General features: G+C 38.9%; 21 protein-coding genes. 4 read left to right on the top strand and 17 right to left on the bottom strand.

The features are described 5' to 3' along the window. Positions 1-154: 154 nt before the first annotated feature. Positions 155-1,006 carry an AraC family transcriptional regulator gene (locus DBK98_RS14105; RefSeq protein WP_032536044.1) on the bottom strand — a complete coding sequence of 284 codons (852 nt, stop codon included), beginning with the start codon at positions 1,004-1,006 and terminating at the stop codon, positions 155-157. Positions 1,007-1,435: 429 nt separating this feature from the next. On the opposite strand from DBK98_RS14105, the gene DBK98_RS23305 reads away from it, so the two are divergent. From DBK98_RS23305 to DBK98_RS14095, 3 genes are read left to right on the top strand one after another with little or no spacing between them, the layout of a single operon-like run. After that, positions 1,436-1,744 (top strand): hypothetical protein, encoded by a 309-nt coding sequence (locus tag DBK98_RS23305; RefSeq protein ID WP_234058220.1) that lies wholly within the window; start codon positions 1,436-1,438, stop codon positions 1,742-1,744. Positions 1,745-1,779: 35 nt separating this feature from the next. Beyond that, entirely contained in the window at positions 1,780-1,989 is a 210-nt protein-coding gene (locus tag DBK98_RS23300) for a hypothetical protein (protein WP_234058219.1), read from the top strand. 22 nt (positions 1,990-2,011) lie between these two features. After that, the gene (locus DBK98_RS14095; RefSeq protein WP_032536043.1) at positions 2,012-2,557 is read left to right on the top strand and encodes a hypothetical protein; all 546 of its coding nucleotides are present in this window, start codon (positions 2,012-2,014) and stop codon (positions 2,555-2,557) included. Here the strand turns inward: DBK98_RS14095 and DBK98_RS14090 are convergent. Genes DBK98_RS14090 through DBK98_RS14080 form a run of 3 tightly spaced genes read right to left on the bottom strand, consistent with a single transcriptional unit; the run spans position 2,540 to position 4,116 of the window. Next, a complete protein-coding gene (locus tag DBK98_RS14090; RefSeq protein WP_032536042.1) occupies positions 2,540-3,028 on the bottom strand; it encodes a hypothetical protein in 489 nt (162 codons plus the stop codon). The genes DBK98_RS14095 and DBK98_RS14090 overlap by 18 nt on opposite strands. 6 nt (positions 3,029-3,034) lie before the next feature. Next, on the bottom strand, positions 3,035-3,568 hold the full coding sequence (locus tag DBK98_RS14085; RefSeq protein WP_032536041.1) for a hypothetical protein: 534 nt from the start codon (positions 3,566-3,568) through the stop codon (positions 3,035-3,037). Between the two features lie 35 nt (positions 3,569-3,603). Beyond that, on the bottom strand, positions 3,604-4,116 hold the full coding sequence (locus DBK98_RS14080) for a hypothetical protein (protein ID WP_032529924.1): 513 nt from the start codon (positions 4,114-4,116) through the stop codon (positions 3,604-3,606). Positions 4,117-4,293: 177 nt separating this feature from the next. On the opposite strand from DBK98_RS14080, the gene DBK98_RS14075 reads away from it, so the two are divergent. After that, positions 4,294-4,515, top strand: coding sequence for a hypothetical protein (locus DBK98_RS14075; RefSeq protein WP_032529923.1), 222 nt, complete (start codon positions 4,294-4,296; stop codon positions 4,513-4,515). Between the two features lie 180 nt (positions 4,516-4,695). Here DBK98_RS14075 and DBK98_RS14070 read toward each other — a convergent pair whose 3' ends face one another. The 13 genes from DBK98_RS14070 to DBK98_RS14010 form a co-directional block, all read right to left on the bottom strand. Continuing rightward, positions 4,696-5,127 (bottom strand): hypothetical protein, encoded by a 432-nt coding sequence (locus DBK98_RS14070; protein WP_032536040.1) that lies wholly within the window; start codon positions 5,125-5,127, stop codon positions 4,696-4,698. Between the two features lie 66 nt (positions 5,128-5,193). Continuing rightward, the gene (locus tag DBK98_RS14065) at positions 5,194-5,661 is read right to left on the bottom strand and encodes a macro domain-containing protein (protein ID WP_032530570.1); all 468 of its coding nucleotides are present in this window, start codon (positions 5,659-5,661) and stop codon (positions 5,194-5,196) included. Positions 5,662-5,743: 82 nt separating this feature from the next. After that, positions 5,744-6,508 (bottom strand): DUF4274 domain-containing protein, encoded by a 765-nt coding sequence (locus tag DBK98_RS14060; RefSeq protein ID WP_032530568.1) that lies wholly within the window; start codon positions 6,506-6,508, stop codon positions 5,744-5,746. A gap of 80 nt (positions 6,509-6,588) precedes the next feature. Next, the gene (locus DBK98_RS14055) at positions 6,589-6,933 is read right to left on the bottom strand and encodes a hypothetical protein (RefSeq protein ID WP_032536038.1); all 345 of its coding nucleotides are present in this window, start codon (positions 6,931-6,933) and stop codon (positions 6,589-6,591) included. 45 nt (positions 6,934-6,978) lie between these two features. Next, positions 6,979-7,536, bottom strand: a complete 558-nt coding sequence (locus tag DBK98_RS14050; RefSeq protein WP_032536037.1) for a hypothetical protein — start codon at positions 7,534-7,536, stop codon at positions 6,979-6,981. 49 nt (positions 7,537-7,585) lie between these two features. After that, positions 7,586-7,954: a hypothetical protein gene (locus DBK98_RS14045; RefSeq protein ID WP_032532083.1), complete on the bottom strand. Its 369-nt coding sequence runs from the start codon at positions 7,952-7,954 to the stop codon at positions 7,586-7,588. Positions 7,955-8,032: 78 nt separating this feature from the next. Then, the gene (locus tag DBK98_RS14040) at positions 8,033-8,386 is read right to left on the bottom strand and encodes a hypothetical protein (protein ID WP_032536036.1); all 354 of its coding nucleotides are present in this window, start codon (positions 8,384-8,386) and stop codon (positions 8,033-8,035) included. A gap of 76 nt (positions 8,387-8,462) precedes the next feature. Further along, positions 8,463-8,762 (bottom strand): hypothetical protein, encoded by a 300-nt coding sequence (locus tag DBK98_RS14035; protein WP_032536035.1) that lies wholly within the window; start codon positions 8,760-8,762, stop codon positions 8,463-8,465. 73 nt (positions 8,763-8,835) lie between these two features. Further along, a complete protein-coding gene (locus DBK98_RS14030; RefSeq protein WP_032536034.1) occupies positions 8,836-9,420 on the bottom strand; it encodes a hypothetical protein in 585 nt (194 codons plus the stop codon). Between the two features lie 93 nt (positions 9,421-9,513). Next, positions 9,514-10,653: a tyrosine-type recombinase/integrase gene (locus tag DBK98_RS14025; RefSeq protein WP_234058211.1), complete on the bottom strand. Its 1,140-nt coding sequence runs from the start codon at positions 10,651-10,653 to the stop codon at positions 9,514-9,516. Positions 10,654-11,278: 625 nt separating this feature from the next. Continuing rightward, the gene (locus DBK98_RS14020; RefSeq protein ID WP_032530208.1) at positions 11,279-12,610 is read right to left on the bottom strand and encodes a RagB/SusD family nutrient uptake outer membrane protein; all 1,332 of its coding nucleotides are present in this window, start codon (positions 12,608-12,610) and stop codon (positions 11,279-11,281) included. A 21-nt stretch (positions 12,611-12,631) separates the two neighbouring features. Further along, on the bottom strand, positions 12,632-15,937 hold the full coding sequence (locus DBK98_RS14015) for a SusC/RagA family TonB-linked outer membrane protein (RefSeq protein ID WP_032530207.1): 3,306 nt from the start codon (positions 15,935-15,937) through the stop codon (positions 12,632-12,634). A gap of 130 nt (positions 15,938-16,067) precedes the next feature. Then, entirely contained in the window at positions 16,068-18,707 is a 2,640-nt protein-coding gene (locus tag DBK98_RS14010; protein WP_032536033.1) for a zinc-dependent metalloprotease, read from the bottom strand. Positions 18,708-18,840 lie beyond the last annotated feature (133 nt).

Below are 18,840 nucleotides of genomic sequence, written 5' to 3'. Positions count from 1 at the left end.
AAAGCACAAATCCTATTAAATATCCAATCAAACAGGTCAGCATCTTACTCACAAAACGGTAAAACAGTTTTTGAGTAAAAAGTCTCTAAAGTAAGGTTATAACCCCATTGTTCAGGTACCAAGCCGTTCCTATATCCACGACATCCCACTATCTTTAATCAACGAACTTCTGTTCATCCATGAATCCTTCCCTTATTTGGGTGGGTGTAGCGTTCAGGTTACGCCTGCAAAAGTCCCAGAAATAGTTGCTCGACTCAAACCCGCAATCACCCGCAATCTCTTTCATGGGAAGGTTGGTATGGGTGAGCAGCGTTACTACACGCTTTGCTTTTTGCTCCATCATCCATTTGCGGGGAGCAGCCCCGAACTCCTCTTTGAAACGACGTTCAAAAGTATTCACCGCACATCCGCATTTCTCCGCCAGTTCCCTGACGGTCTTTGCTGTAGGGAAGGCAGCCATCACTTTGTCACGAAAAGAATATTCTTTCAAGTGTGGCAAGTACTTTTCCGCCACTTGCAGATCCGCTTCGCTGAATACGGGAATATTCCCTTTTCGGTACTCCTTTACCCTATCACGGCGACAAGATAGCAGGTAGCCCGTTAGTTCGTTGTACAATCCGTTCAGGTGCGGATAATCCTCATTATCATTGATGGCAGCCTGCATCCGGCATAAGAACAATATCCCGTCATGGTCTTTCTTTTTGATATATACTTTCATTGTATCCAATAAATATCCCAAAGAATCGTTGTCGTTATGATAAGCAGCCAATATCAGGTAAGCCGGTTCTTCCTGTGTTTTTAATGAAGGGCAAGGGCAATGTTCCTTCAACAGTTTCACCAGACAGGGCATATTATCCTCGTCCCGGGACAATCTTTCCAATGCCATCCACGTTACCGGATTCTTCACATCCGTCTGCCACACAGCGACCTGTACCTTTTTCATCCACTCCTGTAACCCTGTTTGTCGAGCTTCATCCATCAAAATCTGACCCAAAGTTTTTCCCATACTTTCTATTTTAAATGGAAAAGTTATATGAACTTTATTTCATTCTGTTTAGCTGATCTTTTCCAACCGCATCCCATGTACTGGTTCTTATCGCCCTTTTTCTCATCTATTAACAGGGGCAGCGGTTCCGATTCCGGGCTACACATCTTATACGTCCAATAAACTGATTCCCCAAAATAAAACATGTCGTACTGCATTTTATTCAGTTGCTTTCATATTACTTTACTCTGCTTGTTATAAATGCCGTGCAGCCTGCTGTTTATTATTATCAAATATATGCGAAAGGTGTATAATACCAGTGCCCATCCTGTTTATTAACGTCAGTTTAACACGTTAAAGATAAAAACAAGCTCCGGTCATAATCTTTTCCCGATTGAAATTTGCCCTTTCCCTGCCATATCCGTAACTTTGTAAATCAAAGAATCCGATATGAATCAGGAATTATTAAAGCGCACGCTAAAGAACCGCCGCATAGAGCTGACGAATCAGGAGAAAAAGGATTACTATCCTAAAGAACCTCTTTTTATGCTTCTGTTTACTTCTGTCGCTTTACTGTTTTGCCTTCTGATGGCAAAGATTAAGGGTGAAACGATAGAACCGGAATCTGTATGGTTTGTCGTATTGTTTCCGGTTGTTTTCGCTGCGGTTGGTTACATTACCTATCGGAATAAGAAGAACACGCTCAAACTGCATTACATCAGTACGGCACTCACCCCCAAGAGCAACAAAAAGTCCTGATACGGCTGGCTAAGGAAAATCAGTGGAAAATAATATTGTACAACAAACAGCAATTCGTAGCCGATGACATTTGTATGCGCTGGCGTGTGCGTATAACCGTCATTTTCGGGAATCCGCATATAGCTTACAATAGCCGATGCAATCCCACTCGCCGTTGGCACGCTTCCGGTGGCAGGAATTGTGATAACCGGGAAGCAATCCGTCAAGCTATCGAAAGAGAATGGACAACCAAAAACAAGAACTAAAAGGTACGGTATAAACAACAATATGATAGAGTACATGAACATTCCGGCTTTGGTCTGTGTCTCCCTGTTAGGTGCGGGAGCCCTTGCCATGATAGTAGGCTCGCTATTGAAAATGCAATGGGCTACGGAGGGGAAAAAGACTTCGCTATTCACTTATCTTTTATGCCTGATTGCAATGGCAGGTTCCGGCTGGACATGGTATGATAGCATACACAAAGCCCGCGCGTTGGCAAAAGGCAACCGATACACTTTAGCCACTTATGAAAAAGTGTCGGGTGTCATTAAAGGGGGGCACAAGGTACGCCAGTTCGGTTTTTATGTGGATGGGGTGAAATATAATACTACGACGACATACCCCAAATTTTTGGGTGTCAGCAATCCTTTGCGCATCATAGTGAGGTATGCCGTCAGCAACCCTGAATACAATAAGGCTTTCGGGGACGAGTTTGTCCCCACATGGGTACTGTCCCCACCGAAAAAAGGTTGGAAACAATACCCGCCTGCTATTCATTGGGAAGGTGCTGTGCTGGATTCTGTTTATATGCAATCATTACAGGGTAATAATTAATCCGATGACGGTAAGTGCCGTATATACGCAGTTGATATAAAATGCAGCCATCAACAGCCGGGGGATATATTCCGACTTTCTGAATAAAGAGGCAGGCTGGATGATTAGCAAAGTAATAAAAAGAACAATGCTAAAGCCGACCTGGCTCATCAGCAACCATTGCGGATATTCCGTTATGACAGCCGCAGACCATGCTTGGAGCAAAGGAGTTATATTTTGCAGAAATACGTGAGCCGCAAAATATCCCAAAGAAGAAACGGCTTCTTTCCTCTGCCGTAGAAGCGCATTGATAGTATAAACGCCTATTCCGGCTTGTCCCAGCAGTATGGATAACTGGAAAAAGTCGAAAATCCAATAGATGGGATTGCTGGTAGTGCCATCGTTGGCAAAATAATCATAGAAACAGAGTGAGGACACGCAACTTATTGCGACCAATCCTGCACAGATAAATGAAATGATTCTTTTATTCATTGTCTTTCATTTTTTCAGATGCTTTTCCAATGCAATATACACTTCTTTCCGGTAACTGACAAAGATAGTTTTATCTGTTTGGGACGAATCTTTCTTTTTCCCGTCATAGTGCGGAATATTGGATAAAAACAGGCTATACGAGAAAATTATGTTCTCCTCTATTTTACGGGAAGGTTTGAATGACTTGGCAGGTATATAAGAATAAATACCCTCTTTACAACGGTAGGGCTTATACATTTGCACAACTCCCCACGAGTTTATCTCATCCACCCGGATGCTTCTTTTCCCGAACAGGCTTCGTGCTTCTATTCTATCCTCACAAAGTAAAATCTTACTGGGTAGTGCCCAACAGATTAACAGGATAGACAAAGATATGGGCAACAGGAAAATAAAGAGGACTTTATTCTCACTTAAATTGGCTACACATAAAAAGTAGATCATAAATGCACTGAATATACTGCATATTACGACTCCTGCCCAAACAAACTTATTTGTAGGGTAAATCCAGAATGTCTTTTTCCCGGAATCCTTATCTCTCATTTTATCATTATTCTTTTATATTCTCCTTATGCCCTCTAAGGCACTATATCGTAAATGGTCTGATCGTTATTCTTGAAAATGGTTTGTTCAATCAATTTTCCGACATGAACGATGCTGTCAATATCCGCATTGACTTTCAGGCTTAGAACCGGAGCATATTTCACATGATCGTAATCTATGGGCGTGTTGTTATAGGTCGTTTCGATAATTGGGTAATTATGCTCTTTGGCAAACTGCTTTAATGTATCCAGATAGGGAAGCTGGTCTTTGCTCATGGCTTCAAAATCAATGTAGAACTTTCCGTTATCCTGCATGAAATAGATACAATCCACACCATTGGCACAGATACCCGTAAAATCATATTCCGTTCGTCCTGCCTGTACGTTTTTCAGCACGCCCGGCAACTTATCCATTGTAATCTGTGCGGCTACCGGAATATAAGGATTTATACTCTCACTCTGCGTAGCTCGCTTGTTTCCATATCCACATCCCAGTAAACTCAGAATAGAGGCAAGTATTCCCATCGTTATTATTTTAAAGTGTTTCATATTCAAATTACTTTTATGATTTCATCTATTTCATTGAAATAGACTGCAAATATACGTTATGTGCTTCAATCCTATACTCTGATTTTTATCATATATATTCTGATAACGTCTGGTGGCTAATCGACCATCAGGGCGATTCATCCGCTTGTTTTCTGTATTATTTTATTTCTAAACAATATGTATGACGCCAATAAACAAAGTAAAAATGGTATTGTAGTATCATACAAGCACATTGTTCCAGAAAATAAAATCATCAAAATAGGAATAAGAAAAAATGATAGGGAACTAAACAGTATGCTGTTTCTAACTCTTGCAAAGCAGTTCAAGAACAAAGTGATTGCTCCGGTAGATAATGCCAAAATTCCCAAAATTGACCAAGCCAATGCCATGCCTCTATAAGAAACATCCATATCTGGTACAGGATTTATATTTTGAGTCTTTAGCCAAAGAATACCCGTGGTACACAATAGACTAATACATAGTATTCCAAACCATATTTTCAATAAGAGTTTGATTATATAGTATTTCTGTTTCATTTTTCGTTTATTTATTATCAAGTTAATGTCCGGTGGCAGCATTTTAATTCAAGCTATCTTTCATCATTATTCGTAGTTGTTTTTGTGTAGGTAATGTTTTCCACCCTTTATCTGGCGCTTTTAGAGTAAACCAAAATGGTACGCTGTCTAATATAAGATGTCGGTCGGGGGCTTTGGCTAAGAATGTTACAAAGTAACGGGTTCCGATTGGAGTGTTTTTACTCTCGGCAAATGATATAAAAAAACTTCCTTCATATAAAGTCTTATTATATATAAATTCATATTTTGCACTTTGCCCTCTATAAGCAGAACCGTATTTAACAAGAGTTACGATAGAATATATACCATCCTTTCTTATATTGTTGTTTCTAATTGTTGAGACAGCATACAATAGAATGAATACTACAATAGGGATTATAAATTTTAAAATCTTGGTTTGCTTAATCATATTTATTGCTATTCTATATACTTTCATTTTTTTACTCTGTTGATAATGGGTTGCAGCTTGCCGCCGTTAGTCGGAACAGGTGCATGTTATAAGCTAAATTTCGTATTCAATCTTGTAATCTTCATATACATTGAATACCGTTTCACAATCAGATAAAATACTTTCAAGTAAAGGTTTGACTTCACTATTCCAATCCAACTTACCCAAACCAGCACCTATTTTCGGGAGCGACACAGTTTTGATACCTCTGCTTTCGCACACTTTTTTCAAGCGTTTCAAACCTTTATTCAGATAGGTAAGTTCCGCATGATACATATCGGGTTGTGTAGCGATGTAAATTATACCCGGAGAGAAACCTTTGATTTCTCCTATGAACACATCGCCAGCTTGAAACTTAGTGTTTCGTGTGTACTTCTTAAAGAGCTTTTGGATTTCAGGGAATTGACTTGACAGCTTAAAGGCAAGCCCAGTCCCTAATCCTTCTTGTGAGCCAATAGCTACACCTTGTGCTATGTACTCATCTTTACTCTGTAATATATCTCCCGAAATGTATTTTATCATATTGTTTCCGTTTTTCTGTTGCTTATAATGGTTTGTAAATAGCTGACCGTTAGGGCTGCTCATTCATATGTTATTGTCATTGTTATACAGGTTTCATCATTATTTCTGGAATTTTCCACACAGCTTTTAAATTATTCCGTTCATGTTTATATTCAATTATTTCGGGATAATTCTTTTGGTAGATTTCAGATATTAACTCATTGCGAATACTATCACTGACAATAGGTTCAAATCGCCAAAATAGCATAAAAGCTATACCTTTATCACACAATGGATGCCTTAAAACATGAAAGACTGTATCTATATTACCAAGAGTGGGAAGATAGCAAGCTATACCATATAAATCCATTGTTGAAGAACAAGAATCTATCTGTTTGTTCAGATATTCTCCAAACCAAGACCTTACTTCCGTTTCATCATAAATACTATATGGCTCTTCTCCGTTAACGTCTTTATACATGAAATCGGGAATAGTAAAAACATTGTATCTGTCATTTATCGGATTATAATGTATATCAGTTTTGAGATAAAATCCATTATTATAATTGGTGATGATTACTTTTATAAGCTGGAATACAGCTATATCTTCATATATTCGGGTGGTATTCCACTTATAAATAGTGAAGTCTTGAGGTTGTGCCTGCCAAAAAATCATTAAAGCAGTGGCTTCGCTACATATAGCTTGCTCCACAATCCAAACTAATATTGGTATGTGAATATCCCAATTCACCACATTTGCCAGATAGTGCAGTTCGTCAGGTTGTGTTAATATAGACAAACCGTTTAAGTCAATATCCGGATTCTCAACAATGCAGTCATCTATATATTGTTTTACTTCATCTTTCATATTTTATTCATATTGACAATAATATCCGATAGCGTTCCGCTTTTCAGTCGGTAATGCTGTTTGTTATCGCGATTATTATACTATAAAATCAATTTGCCTGTTACCTCTCGCATTTTATCACAATAATCTGAAATTTCATCTTTTATATCGTTGTAATTTATAATAGAACATAGGTCATTTGGCGCTAAATGCCAATAAAAGCAACATAGAATATATTCAAACCTATCAATTATACCAGCCGCTATTTTTTTGTAATATTCAGTTCTACCATTGCTTATGTAATAGTTTGCCATTTTATTAACATTAACGATAAGCAATTGAAACTTCTCTCTATCAAAAAAATTCTTCTCATGAAATTGGTATAAGAATGTTGTTTCAATATTAGCTTCAATTTCTTCTATCAATAATTTTTCTAATTCTTCCATTTTTATAATTTTATTTGTCGCGATAATGTTTGACAGCGTGCAGCCTTAGGCGGTTTGCTGTTTGTTATCAGTCTTTAACTTCATTGCTTTTAAAATTATTTCAAGTATCTCTATTGGTGCAGCATCGTTATCATTAAAAGCATCAGTTCTTATATTAAAACTTTTAGGTAAATTCAAATTTTTCTCTAATAAAGGAAAATAGTACACACAGTTTAAAGGAATCCAAAACCATGCTTTGACCCATTCTTTAGGATATGGCATATCTTCATAGAGTTCAGGATAAGGTTCATATTTAGGTTCACATATTCTTTGAATGATTTCAAATAATTCCTGTTCTAATAAAGGTGTTACAAGTGTTGGAGGCTCTGATAAACAAAATCGAAAAGCGAGTTCTTCTGTTCCATCACCTTCCCAATGTTCAAATAAATCATTTTCAGTAATATGTTTACCTGTTAGTATTGAAAGCTGCTGAATAATTTCTACACACTTTTCCTTATCCTCAATATTGCAAGCATTGTCGTATTTATCAATCAAGTCCAATACTTGTGGATAAATTTGTTTGGCTTTAATAATATTACATTCTATTTCATCTCTTAATTTCATAATATTTTCAGTTAATTCCTGACTGCTAATGGGATTCAACTAACTGCGTTTAGCAGTTTAGGTGATTGTTATGTGCCTCATTGTCTTCTTCTATTTGCATAAGAAATATTTCCTGCAAATCTCCACTTATTATTTTACCATTCAAGGTTAATTCAAAAAATCCTTCTTGGTTGGCAAAAGATGATACGTTATCCAATTTGGCAGAAACATTAGATAATGTATCAGTCATGATTAAACGGACAAAAGATTTTAGCTCTTGCCGTTGTTTTTCATTCAAATGACTATATAATTCTTTGCTATCATTCCATCGCTCATCACCACCGCTCACCGGAAATGTATTTAGAGTGTTAAAATAGCGATTATATAAGTCATTCAATATTTCTCTTTTCAATGAATTAACAAATTCTGAATCATTCATATTTTTCCATTTTTAAGTTGCACATAATGTTTGGCAGCGTTCCGCTTTGTTCAGTCGGTTTGCTGTTTGTTAGCATCATCAGAAATCCATAAACGTATCATTTTCCATATAATAGTTCAACGCATCAATATAGTCATTAATTGATGCAGTTTCTTTTTGATCAAATACGGACATCAATACATCTTCAAATTGTTGCCCGTAATAAAATAAATCCAAAGACTTATCTCTTACAAAATCTGGATATACTTCCTCATCATTATCATCTATCGTAGGATATAGTTCCAAATAGCATAATTGATTTGGTTGGACTATACCCTCATTGGAGTATAAGCAATAGTTAGAGTCAGTGAAGCCATTATTAGCTATATTTTTAGAAACTATTTCGATAATTTCTTGTAAACGATATGGTTTTCTTAATTCTAATTCTTTCATAATTTCAATTTTATATGATGCTAATGTCTGGTGGCTAACCGACTATTAAGTAGGTTGAGCCGCTTGTTATCAGTATTTACTTAGTTAATTTCATTAGAATTTTTGAAGCGGATAGCTTTTCGTAATCGAATAAATCTTTCTCCAAATTACAATTATTCATTGTATTCAAAGCCGCTTCTAAATGAAATCTTGATTTATCGAAGTCGTTCAAGCCGAAATACAATTCACCTAATACACAGTTAGAACGAATAAAAGATAAATCATCTTTTTCTTCTTGTGATGTTTTTATGACTTCCTGCAAGATTTCCATAGCACGTTCCATCTTTCCACAATCTAAAAGTCGTATTGCTTTATAAAATTCTAATTTCGTTTCCATTATTGTTTTACTGATAATGGGATGCAGCTTGCCGCCGTCAGGCGGTACAGGTGCTTGTTAGGCGATTATTTAATCACGATTTACCAAAGTCATACTTTTTAGGATTATGAATTGAATTAACAAGCAAAGAAGCACTTTGGGCAATATCGCTATTCGTTGACTTTGCTAAATCTTCAAACAAAGAAATATTCTGTTGAATTAAATCTATTGTACTTCTCTGCATGAAATTTCGGTCTATGGATTTGAATGTTTTTATGTAATCGGCATCCATTATTCCGTCAAAATCTCTGTCAAAGAGTTTTGATTTAATTTTTTCATATTTCATCAGATTGCCTTTGGTCGGATTATAATTGGTTGCAATATCGACCTGCATATTATAATTTGCAGCTTCAAAAAGCACATTTATGTTTTGTAATAATATGTCTTGATGCGATTTGTTTTCCATAAGTAAACAGATATAGAATTTAAGTCCCCAAGGGGTAATTCTATATAGCGTATCCTGACATTCAAGCCTATCAATCACGTATTGATAATCCGACATTTCAGCAGTATCGTTGAACATCTTTACAAAGATGCCTTTTAAGCCGATTGAATTGGTTTCATATACCGTGGCAAATCTATTCCACGGAAAATTGTTCATGCACTTTAAGAAATCCATAACCTAATATTTTTTTGTTTTACTATTTTGCGCCTAACGTTATGCTAACAGCGGTCATTTAATGTTTCGCTGTTATTTTCTCTAAGTATTTTATTAAATCTCTTCTTCTAAAATATCGTCCAACGGACTTTTAATTTTGCTTTTGTAAGTGTCTGCAATATGGACGTACATCTCGGTGGTTTCAATATTTTCATGCCCCAACAGTTCTTTTATGATTTTCAAGTCTGTTCCTTGTTCTATCAAATGTGTAGCGAACGAATGGCGGAACAAGTGGGGATATACTCTTTTTGTTATTCCTGCTTCATGGGCTATCTCTTTCAGTTTTTTGGAAACGATACTTTCAGAGAATTGTACTGCGGCTTCACGTTCAAAAAGCCACTTTTCCGGCTGATATGCTATCCTATATTCTTCCAGTTTATTGATAAACGGTTTGGATAGCAGCGTATATCGGTCTTTCTTCCCTTTTCCCTGTCGCACATGTATCAGTGAACGGGAAATGTTTATATCATCCGGTTTTAAATTCAGCAATTCACTGATACGAAGCCCTGCCGAGTACAACAGCGAATACATGCAATAAAACCGCAAATCTTCTTTAGCTACTGTTAGAAAGTCTTTCACTTCTTCCTTGCTCAATACATCCGGCAATGTCTTCTCACGTTTTGCACGGTTTACCTTGTAGCAGTGACGTTCGTTGCCCAGCACCTTTTCATAATAGAACTTGATCGCGTTGATACGTTGGTTCTGTTGGCAGGAAGAGATATTTTTCTTGTCTATCAGATGAAGCAGGTAGGCATTAATTTCGTCCGGCGAAATCCTTTTCAGGTTGCTTCCGGCAAAATACTGTTGAAAATCTCCGATATAGGTAGTATATACCCGTATTGTATGATTGCTGTAACGCATCTGTTTCAGCTTTTCCCAAAAGCCCGCAGGCAGTTCCGAGCGGATGGTCTTTTCTTTCTCCGGTTTATTTGTAGTGTCTGTTACTTTGGAATAGTCAATAAATGCAAGATTCACATAACGGTCGAAGAAGTCTGCCAAAACAAAGTCTTCTGCCGGCAGGTATGCCTTGTCACTTTCAAACAGCACACCCTTCTCCTTTGACAACAATAGCCTTGCAGCATCGTTATTTCCGAAAGCTACCTCAATATACCTTCTCCTTCTCCGTATGGAGCGGGAGAGAATCATGCGTTCTTTTTTCCGGTATGTTTTTATATTCTTTATTTCGTCAGGCATAATGTCTGTGTTATATGGCTTCTTATTTACTAAATGACGATATTGGGCAAATTTACGCTATTTCCTTCTATTCTCTATTCTGATTTTTATCACATACATTCTGATAATTCATCAATATCAGTATTATGACCTCTAAAAATACGGTTTTGTCTAATCACCCACAAAGGAATCTGTTAGTTTTTTCCTATATCCTATAAAATATAACAATACGGCTCCTCGTTTCGGAAGAATTCCCAATTAACAATGTTAATGCTATTCTTAAAGTATTCCATTCTTGAATAGAAAGAATAAATCTTTTGCACTTAAAAGACTTCTTCTTTATCATCAAAAGCCTTGCTTTAACACTGTGTTAAAACAAAGCTTTGACCGACAAGCAACAAAGCATTCTAATCATCTAATTTGCAGATATATAAATAAAATACTCAATTTGTATCCCCTGAATTCCGTTCATACATTCTGAAAGGAGATAATTACTTTTCTGACAAGTAAAGTTTCATTCTAAATCAATACTAACGTAAGCTATTTATTAGGGCACAGCGATAAATTACAAATAAAAAAAGCCGCAAAATCTTTTTATAGACTCTGCGGCTTGGGTTGTGTGTGCTTTTTTAGATCTTCATGTGTATTAGTTGGCTAATCCCGGATTGGCAGCAATAGCATCTTTCGGAATAGGAATCGTATAGCGTGGATCATCCTGTTCCAATATATAGGTTTCGCCTTGGAGGACTTTCACAATCCGTGGACGCGTAGTACGACGAAGGTCAAACCAGCGATGTCCCTCAAAAGCAAGTTCACGGGCACGTTCATTCAATATTTCACCAATCAAAGCATCTTTATCCATTGTATTCACAGCATTCTTTTTCTCAACATAAGCTACGGGAGTGTAACGTTTCTGCATCAGTTCCAAAAGACGTGTACGTGCCTGCGGCAATTTGTCCAGACGCGCAGCAGCCTCGGCTGCATTGAGATAAAGTTCACCTACACGGAAAGTACAGGAGTAATCTCTTTTCCCTCCTTTAGAACTCTTTCGATTTCCATTTTCATCGGGAGCAGCAAAATAGGCAGCCAATCTCCTGTCACCTTCCTGATAAATAGTAAGAAAAGAGGCAGGAGCCCATGCGGCGTTATTGACTACTGAACTCATAACTTGCTCCAATGCCGTTATGGTTTCAACTGATTCAAAATGATTAGGCAGGACAAAGGAGGCTTCGTTCATATCAACAAGAACAGATTTTTTTGCTAATACTGCTTCGGCAGATTCCAGACATTTCTGCCACTCACCCATATATAGGCTGACACGGGACTGCAATGCATCTACTGCCAAAACGCTGAACCGATAAGAGAAAACTGTTTCCCATTCTTCTTTGTTTATCAGTTCACGAGCCCGTTCGATATCTGACAAAATAGAAATATAAACTTCTTCTACAGTATTGCGTCCTAATGTCTTTTCAATATCCGTATCCAACTTCAAAGGTACTGACTTTGAACTTAAGGCTCCGGGCTTAGTATATGGCTGACCATGTAAGTTTACCAAAACAAAATGCATATAAGCACGAAGTAGATAGGCCTCCCCCACCAGCTGGTTCACTACTTCAGGAGTGCCCTCTGTAATTTCTTTTTCATTCTCGATCAACTGGTTAGCTATAAAAAGTACATTATAGAAATTGGACCAGGTAAACTGACTCGTCCCCGGAAACGGAGAAACATCATTCCAACGTTCGATGTCTCCGAATGAATTCCGGTCGTATTCATTATCATTCACCATCATCTCGTCCGAACGAAAACAAGCTTGTCCGCGGTCCTTCGGTACATTCAGATAAGCACGCGCCAATAAAGCGCGATACTCTTCAGCAGTTTGGGGGATCACGCTTCCCACCGGTTTTATGTCCAGATAACTATCACAGGCAGATAGCATCAACAGACAACTCAATAAAGTCAAAACATATATTTTTTTCATCTTCTTTTTTCTGCTTAATGATTAAAAATTTAAATTCAAGCTAAACGTTACTGATTTAGGAATGGGCGGTGCATACGGATTGTACATTGATTCCGGATCGAGAAAATTTTTGTAGCTTGAACCAAATACAAGTAGATTACGTCCTTCAATAGCTACCGAAGCTGCCCCCATTCCCAAAGCTTTGGTCATTTTCTCCGGTAAACGATAACCTAAACGCAGATTCTGCAAACGGAAATAATTCAGCTTCTTCACCCAAATATCCAGATGCCGATATATATCACTCTTTTGATCATACCAATAATACTCATCAGCACGTTTTTCACTGGTAATCAATGCCGGTAAATGTCCGTCGGTGTTTTCCGGAGTCCAACGATCCAAAATGTCACGATTCACATTCTGTCCCCGATCAAAATTGATAGAGTTATAGGAAGGGGTCGTACGTACATATCCTCCTAAATTAAAGGATAAATTCGCTGTCAACTCCCAGTTTTTATAACTGAATGTATTGATCAGACCACCGGTATAAGGAGTATCTTCCGAACCCATATATGAATAAAATCCACGTTCTTCTGCCGGAGTTACATCCGAACTAACCGTAAAACCTAATCCATAAGGATCCTGTAAGCGATACAGTTCTTTCAAAGTAACCTTCTTCCCTTCTTTATCATAGAACAGAGGATAACCATCCGCATCCAATCCGGCAGTCTTTATCGCAAAAATAGCACTGACCGGATATCCTTCACGCCCCGGAGTAGTCTGAGCCTCCGGAATAGCTTCCTGCAATACCTTGTTGTTATTGTAGGCAAAGTTGAAGTTCGTATACCATGAGAAATTTTTGGTAGCAACGTTTCGTGTGGAAAGAGATACTTCCACACCTTTATTGGTCATACTCGCCCAATTGACACTGGTCGAAACAAAACCGGTTTCAAGAGGCAACATTTGTCTTCCGATCAGATCTGTACCTTTACGATAGTAATAATCCACACTCAGGTTAATTGCCTGATTGAGTACCGAGAAATCAAACCCAACATTCACGGATTGAGTTTTCTCCCAACGAAGTTTCTTGTTCGGAGCCGAGTTTATATCGATCATATGTTCGGATCCACCCGGTAAAATATTGTCTACCACATATTTGCCCAACAAGAAAGGAGAAGTGTTTTTATCTATATTTCCCTGAATACCATATGAAGCACGGAATGCAAGATTATCCATCCACTTTCTGGCTCCCTGCATAAAAGGTTCATTCGATAACCGCCATAATCCACTTATTGAATACAGAGGAAGATAACGGTACTTCTTATCGACACCAAATAAATCCGAACCGTCAAAACGGATGCTTCCTCCGAATGTATAACGGTTCATCAACGAATAGGAAGCTGTGGAGAAGAAAGAAACATAAGCATTCTCTTTATACGTTTTCTTATGGAGTGGAAATTGTTTGGCACGATCTTCGTCCGGAAAGATAACCGGCTTCGTAGTCAACGTCTGTCTGTCGAAACCATATCCCGCGGAAAAGAGTGTCTCATACCAGGTTTTACGCAATTCAGTACCCACCATTATTTCCAGTTCATGAATATCATTGAAGCTATCCCGATATTCTCCCATTGCCTTCCAGGTAATCTGAGAATTCGTGTTTTCATATGCTTTGTGCACGCCTCCGTCCGGTATGAAGTATTTGTTGCTTTGAGAAGCAGAATCCCAATATTTACTGTTCTTACGGGTTAAACGCATTGAGAAACTTTCCTGGTCGGCAATCTGTTCTTTTGAGGCCTTATCTAATTGCAACCCAAGCTGGGTAGTAAACTTCAGCTTATCATTGAATCTCAGTTCAGCATCGAAAATAGATGAAATCGCATTAATTGTCTCTTCGTTCGATGTATTTTTACGTTCCTCAAAAATATTAAAACCTAAATCTGTATCAGAAGTATTTTGTACATCGAAATCGTACACGTAATTTCCATTTGCGTCGAAAGGCTGATAATATGGATTGGCCTTGCGTGAATAGTAAACCGGATTCACTAATCCGTACGTATCTGTCAGGTAAGTTTTGTTATTACGACGGTTGGCAAACAAAGAAGCACCGAACTTTAACATGCGGTTGACTTTATACGAAGTCTTCGCTACAATATTCAAACGATCCAACCCAACACCTTTTACGTTACCGTTTTCTTTATAATATCCGATAGAGGTATAATAGGTTACACGTTCGTTACCTCCCGAAAGGCTCAAACTATACTCCTGATTAAAAGCATCACGAAAGAGAATATCATTCCAATCGGTTTCAGTATCCCGTAACCGGTTGATATCGGCTTGCGCTTCAGAAGTCAATGCTCCCCAGCCCCCGTTTTTGTATGCATCGGTCAGACCGTAGCCGGAAATGATTTTAGAGACTCCACCCTTATTATTCCCATAGGCAAAATTAGAACGGAGCAGTTCAAGTTCCAGATCTACTTTCTCCTGAGAGTTCAACAGATTCAAACGCTTGGAACTCAGTGTAGGCATATAAGTAAACTTTGAAGAAAAGTTAATCACCGGCTTCCCTACTTTTCCTTTTTTAGTAGTTATCACAATCACACCATTTGCAGCGCGAGCCCCGTAAATGGCAGTAGCAGCCGCATCCTTCAGTACGGTAATATTTTCAATATCCGCAGGATTCAATCCGGCAATAGACGACTGTTGTATATTAGAAATATCATTCAAGATCTCTGGCTGAGGTACATCCGTACCTTCCAATGGAATACCATCCAGAACCCACAACGGATCCTGAGTTCCATTTAATGACGAAGTTCCACGAATACGTATTTTTGCCGGTGCACCGGGTGCACCGGAAGTAGAGGTTACGGAAAGTCCGGCAATTTGTCCGGCCAATGCCTGATCGATACTTTTTACAGCACCAATAGTTTCATCCGAAATGTTCAGCTTCCCAACGGCAGCTGTCAGTTTACGACGTTCTACAGTTTGATAACCGGTCACTACTACTGCATCAAGCATTTGTGCCGATGGAGAAAGAGTTATTTCATATTGATTCTTCCCGGGAACAAGCTTAATTTCCTGCACATCATATCCTACATAACTACAGAATAGACGAGTTACTCCCTCGGGTACTGAAATATTGAATTTACCATTTATGTCGGTAATCACTCCTGTCATTGTCGGAGAGTTGCCGTCTTTTGACAGATCCTCTGCCTTTATATAGACAGAAGCACCTATCAACGGCATATTATCTTCCGATGAGATCACCACTCCTTGAACTTGCCTGTCGGCGGCAAATGCAGAAGTCAATGCTCCGACAAAAGACAATAAAAGAATAAAAACGTGTCTTTTCATTTGTTACATCCTATAAAATTAATACTCATTTTGAAAACTGTCTTTTATTTATATAAATACACAAAGCCCCTCGCTCAGCAAATAAAATCGTTGAGTGTTTGTCAGAGGGAACTTTGTGTTTTTGGTGTATTTACTTAGAAATGCCTAACGCAGTGTTGATACGCAAAATTAAATCTTTATAATGATATTTGGTGGCTACATCCGATGTACCCAGACGGCTCTGGAGCAAATCTTTAATGCGGAGCAGCTCTCCCCGTTTCACTGAAATGGCATCGGAAATACGATTTATCTGAGAACCATAAAAATTCAGTTCACGGCGTGCCCCCATACGGTCGGCGTATGCCGAACGATGTGCATGATCGTCACAACTGCAAAGCGGTGCCTGATGATCGAACAAGAAATGGTTATCGGTCAACTTTTTGTTCACCTTCACTCCTTCGCTTTCGGCAGCAGCAGTAATCAATGCATCTACAAAGCCTTTTTGCAAATTGCGGGTCATCACATCGGGTAAGCCGCCACGCTCGGTTACGGCAAAAATCCCCTTATGCAGACCATCCATCATTTCCACGGCTGTGAAAGCCTTTCTGCCGTTTACAGACTCATTCTCAAACATACGCATCAGGCGATTATTTGATAGCAAGTCCCAAAAGATATAGGACTGTGCATTTTTCAACACTTGAGTCGGTGCATTCTCCACTACTCCTAAAGGTGTATTTCTGAGCAGATAAGTATATTGTGCAACCTCCGGATCGAACAACCACTTAGGATAACACAATACTTCATCGAGCAAAAACTTCAAAGCAGCCTGCTGCTTCTCTTTTTCCACAAACGTATAAGTCTTCTCGCCATCACCTACGGTTGTATTCTCAATATAGATACCCCCGATATTTGCCATCACATGATAGAGATAATTATTCCATTGATTGATAACTGCGTAATACAAACGTGACGCCTCTTCGTATGTTTGCCCTTTCTCCCCGGTAGTGGTCCACTGGATTATTTGAGGAACAATACGCTTCAAATTGGCAATACCATACTGCGAAGAACGGATGGGGTCATCACCAAGATCCTCGTTCTGCGCACGAGGGTCAACGGCATCCCGGGGATCCTGTGCCTCGCTATACTTGTAAAGCCGATCGGTATGTTTTGCCAGAAAATCCTGCAACAATCCTTTTTCTTCTTCCGGAGTCTGTTTGCCATACCAACGGTAACCATATTCTATGGCAAAAATATCATAAGGTCCGATATGAGGTGACAAAGCTTTCACACCGTCACCGGGCTGTGCCACATAATTAAAGCGGGCATAGTCCATTATGGATGATGAAGTAGAATTCATCCGGTCGGTAAAAGCTTTCGAACGAAGAGAGTCGGTAGGAAAAGCCCAAGAACCCATCATATTATGACGTAACCCGAGTGAATGCCCTACTTCATGGCAAGCGACAAAACGCATAGCATCCCCCATCAGACTATCCGGCAGTGTTACGCCGCGAGCTTCGGGACGAACCACACCGGTTTGTACCGTAATCCACTCCTGAAGCATTGAAAGCACATTATGCCACCACATTATATCAGCCTCAAGTATTTCCCCCGAACGCGGATCAAGAATAGAGGGTCCCATCGCATTTGCCTTGGTAGATGCGGCATATGTCAATACAGAGTAGTTTACATCATCCATATCCACCTCCATATCATCGGTAATATCTTTGGCTATAATGGCATTCTTAAATCCGGCACGCTCAAAAGCTACCTGCCAGTCTTCAATTCCCTGTTTGATATACTTCCTCCACCGATAAGGCGTAGAGTTTTCTATATAAAATACAATGGGCTTATGGGGCTCTACCAGTTCACCGCGCAGATATGCTTCCCTGTCCTCAGGCTTTGGTTCAAGACGCCAGCGGGTAATGAATTGTTTTTTATTCACCCGTTGTTGACCATCACTGAAGTTAGTCAGAGGATTAGTAAAATACCCCACGCGAGGATTATCCAGACGTCCGGTCATCGGCACTTCGGGAAGCAACAGGATAGACGAACTTACCTCCACTGTCACGTAGATAGTAGTAGTCCCTTCTGTGACACGTGTAGTGAGTTCTGAAGTTGCCACTACATTATTATCGAAAGACTTAATGGATAAAATTCTCGATAAGTTCTTTATAGCCGATGTTCCCAGATTAATATTGGTAAATACGTTATTAATACTTGTCTCCGTACCATCATATATATCGTTTACCTTAATCAACATGCTGGTAGAGTCATTATTATATGCCTCTATCTTGAAACCGGCTATTAACGGAGATATATAGTTGTCCTTCACCGATTGGCTGATAGCATCTTCGGATGGAGAAAGAGGCAAAGGCCGACTTTGACGGATTAATAATTTATTAGCCGGCTTGTCCAGTTCCAAACGGATCATTTGGTTCTCATAGTTAGTTCCGCGGTTCACTCCGGCCTCATTCAGTTCCGAAGGTACTCGTTGCAGTTTATTTACTACCAGCATATCACGTCCCAACAAAGTGGCGGGAATCTCAAAGTAGTAATCATTCTTCTTCCGGAACACATTGAACATACCGCGATGAGCGACACTATCGCTTCCCGTCAGTTTCTCATACTCATTCTCAACTTTGACGCTGTCTTGGGGATTACTCTTCTTTTTCTTTTTCGAGAACCATCCCATTTCAGAAATAGCGGGAGGTTCAACACGCATAGCAGCGACAGGCTCGCACAAAAATGAACCGGTGGCCACAGTGGTCAGTAGGATTGTTTTTAGTCTCATGTTAAATCTAATTAGCACTTAACCTTATTCTACGCTATGGAATAAGGGGGCGCAAAGGTAACAAAATAGCCCATAATACCTAATAAGAATGATACATTTTGACTTTTTTTCTCTATTTCATGAGTAAATATCA

Source organism: Bacteroides sp. PHL 2737 (assembly GCF_004115325.2).
Lineage (GTDB): Bacteria > Bacteroidota > Bacteroidia > Bacteroidales > Bacteroidaceae > Bacteroides > Bacteroides hominis.
Note: the sequence above shows the minus strand (reverse complement) of the source record. Positions and strands in the feature narration are given on the sequence as shown.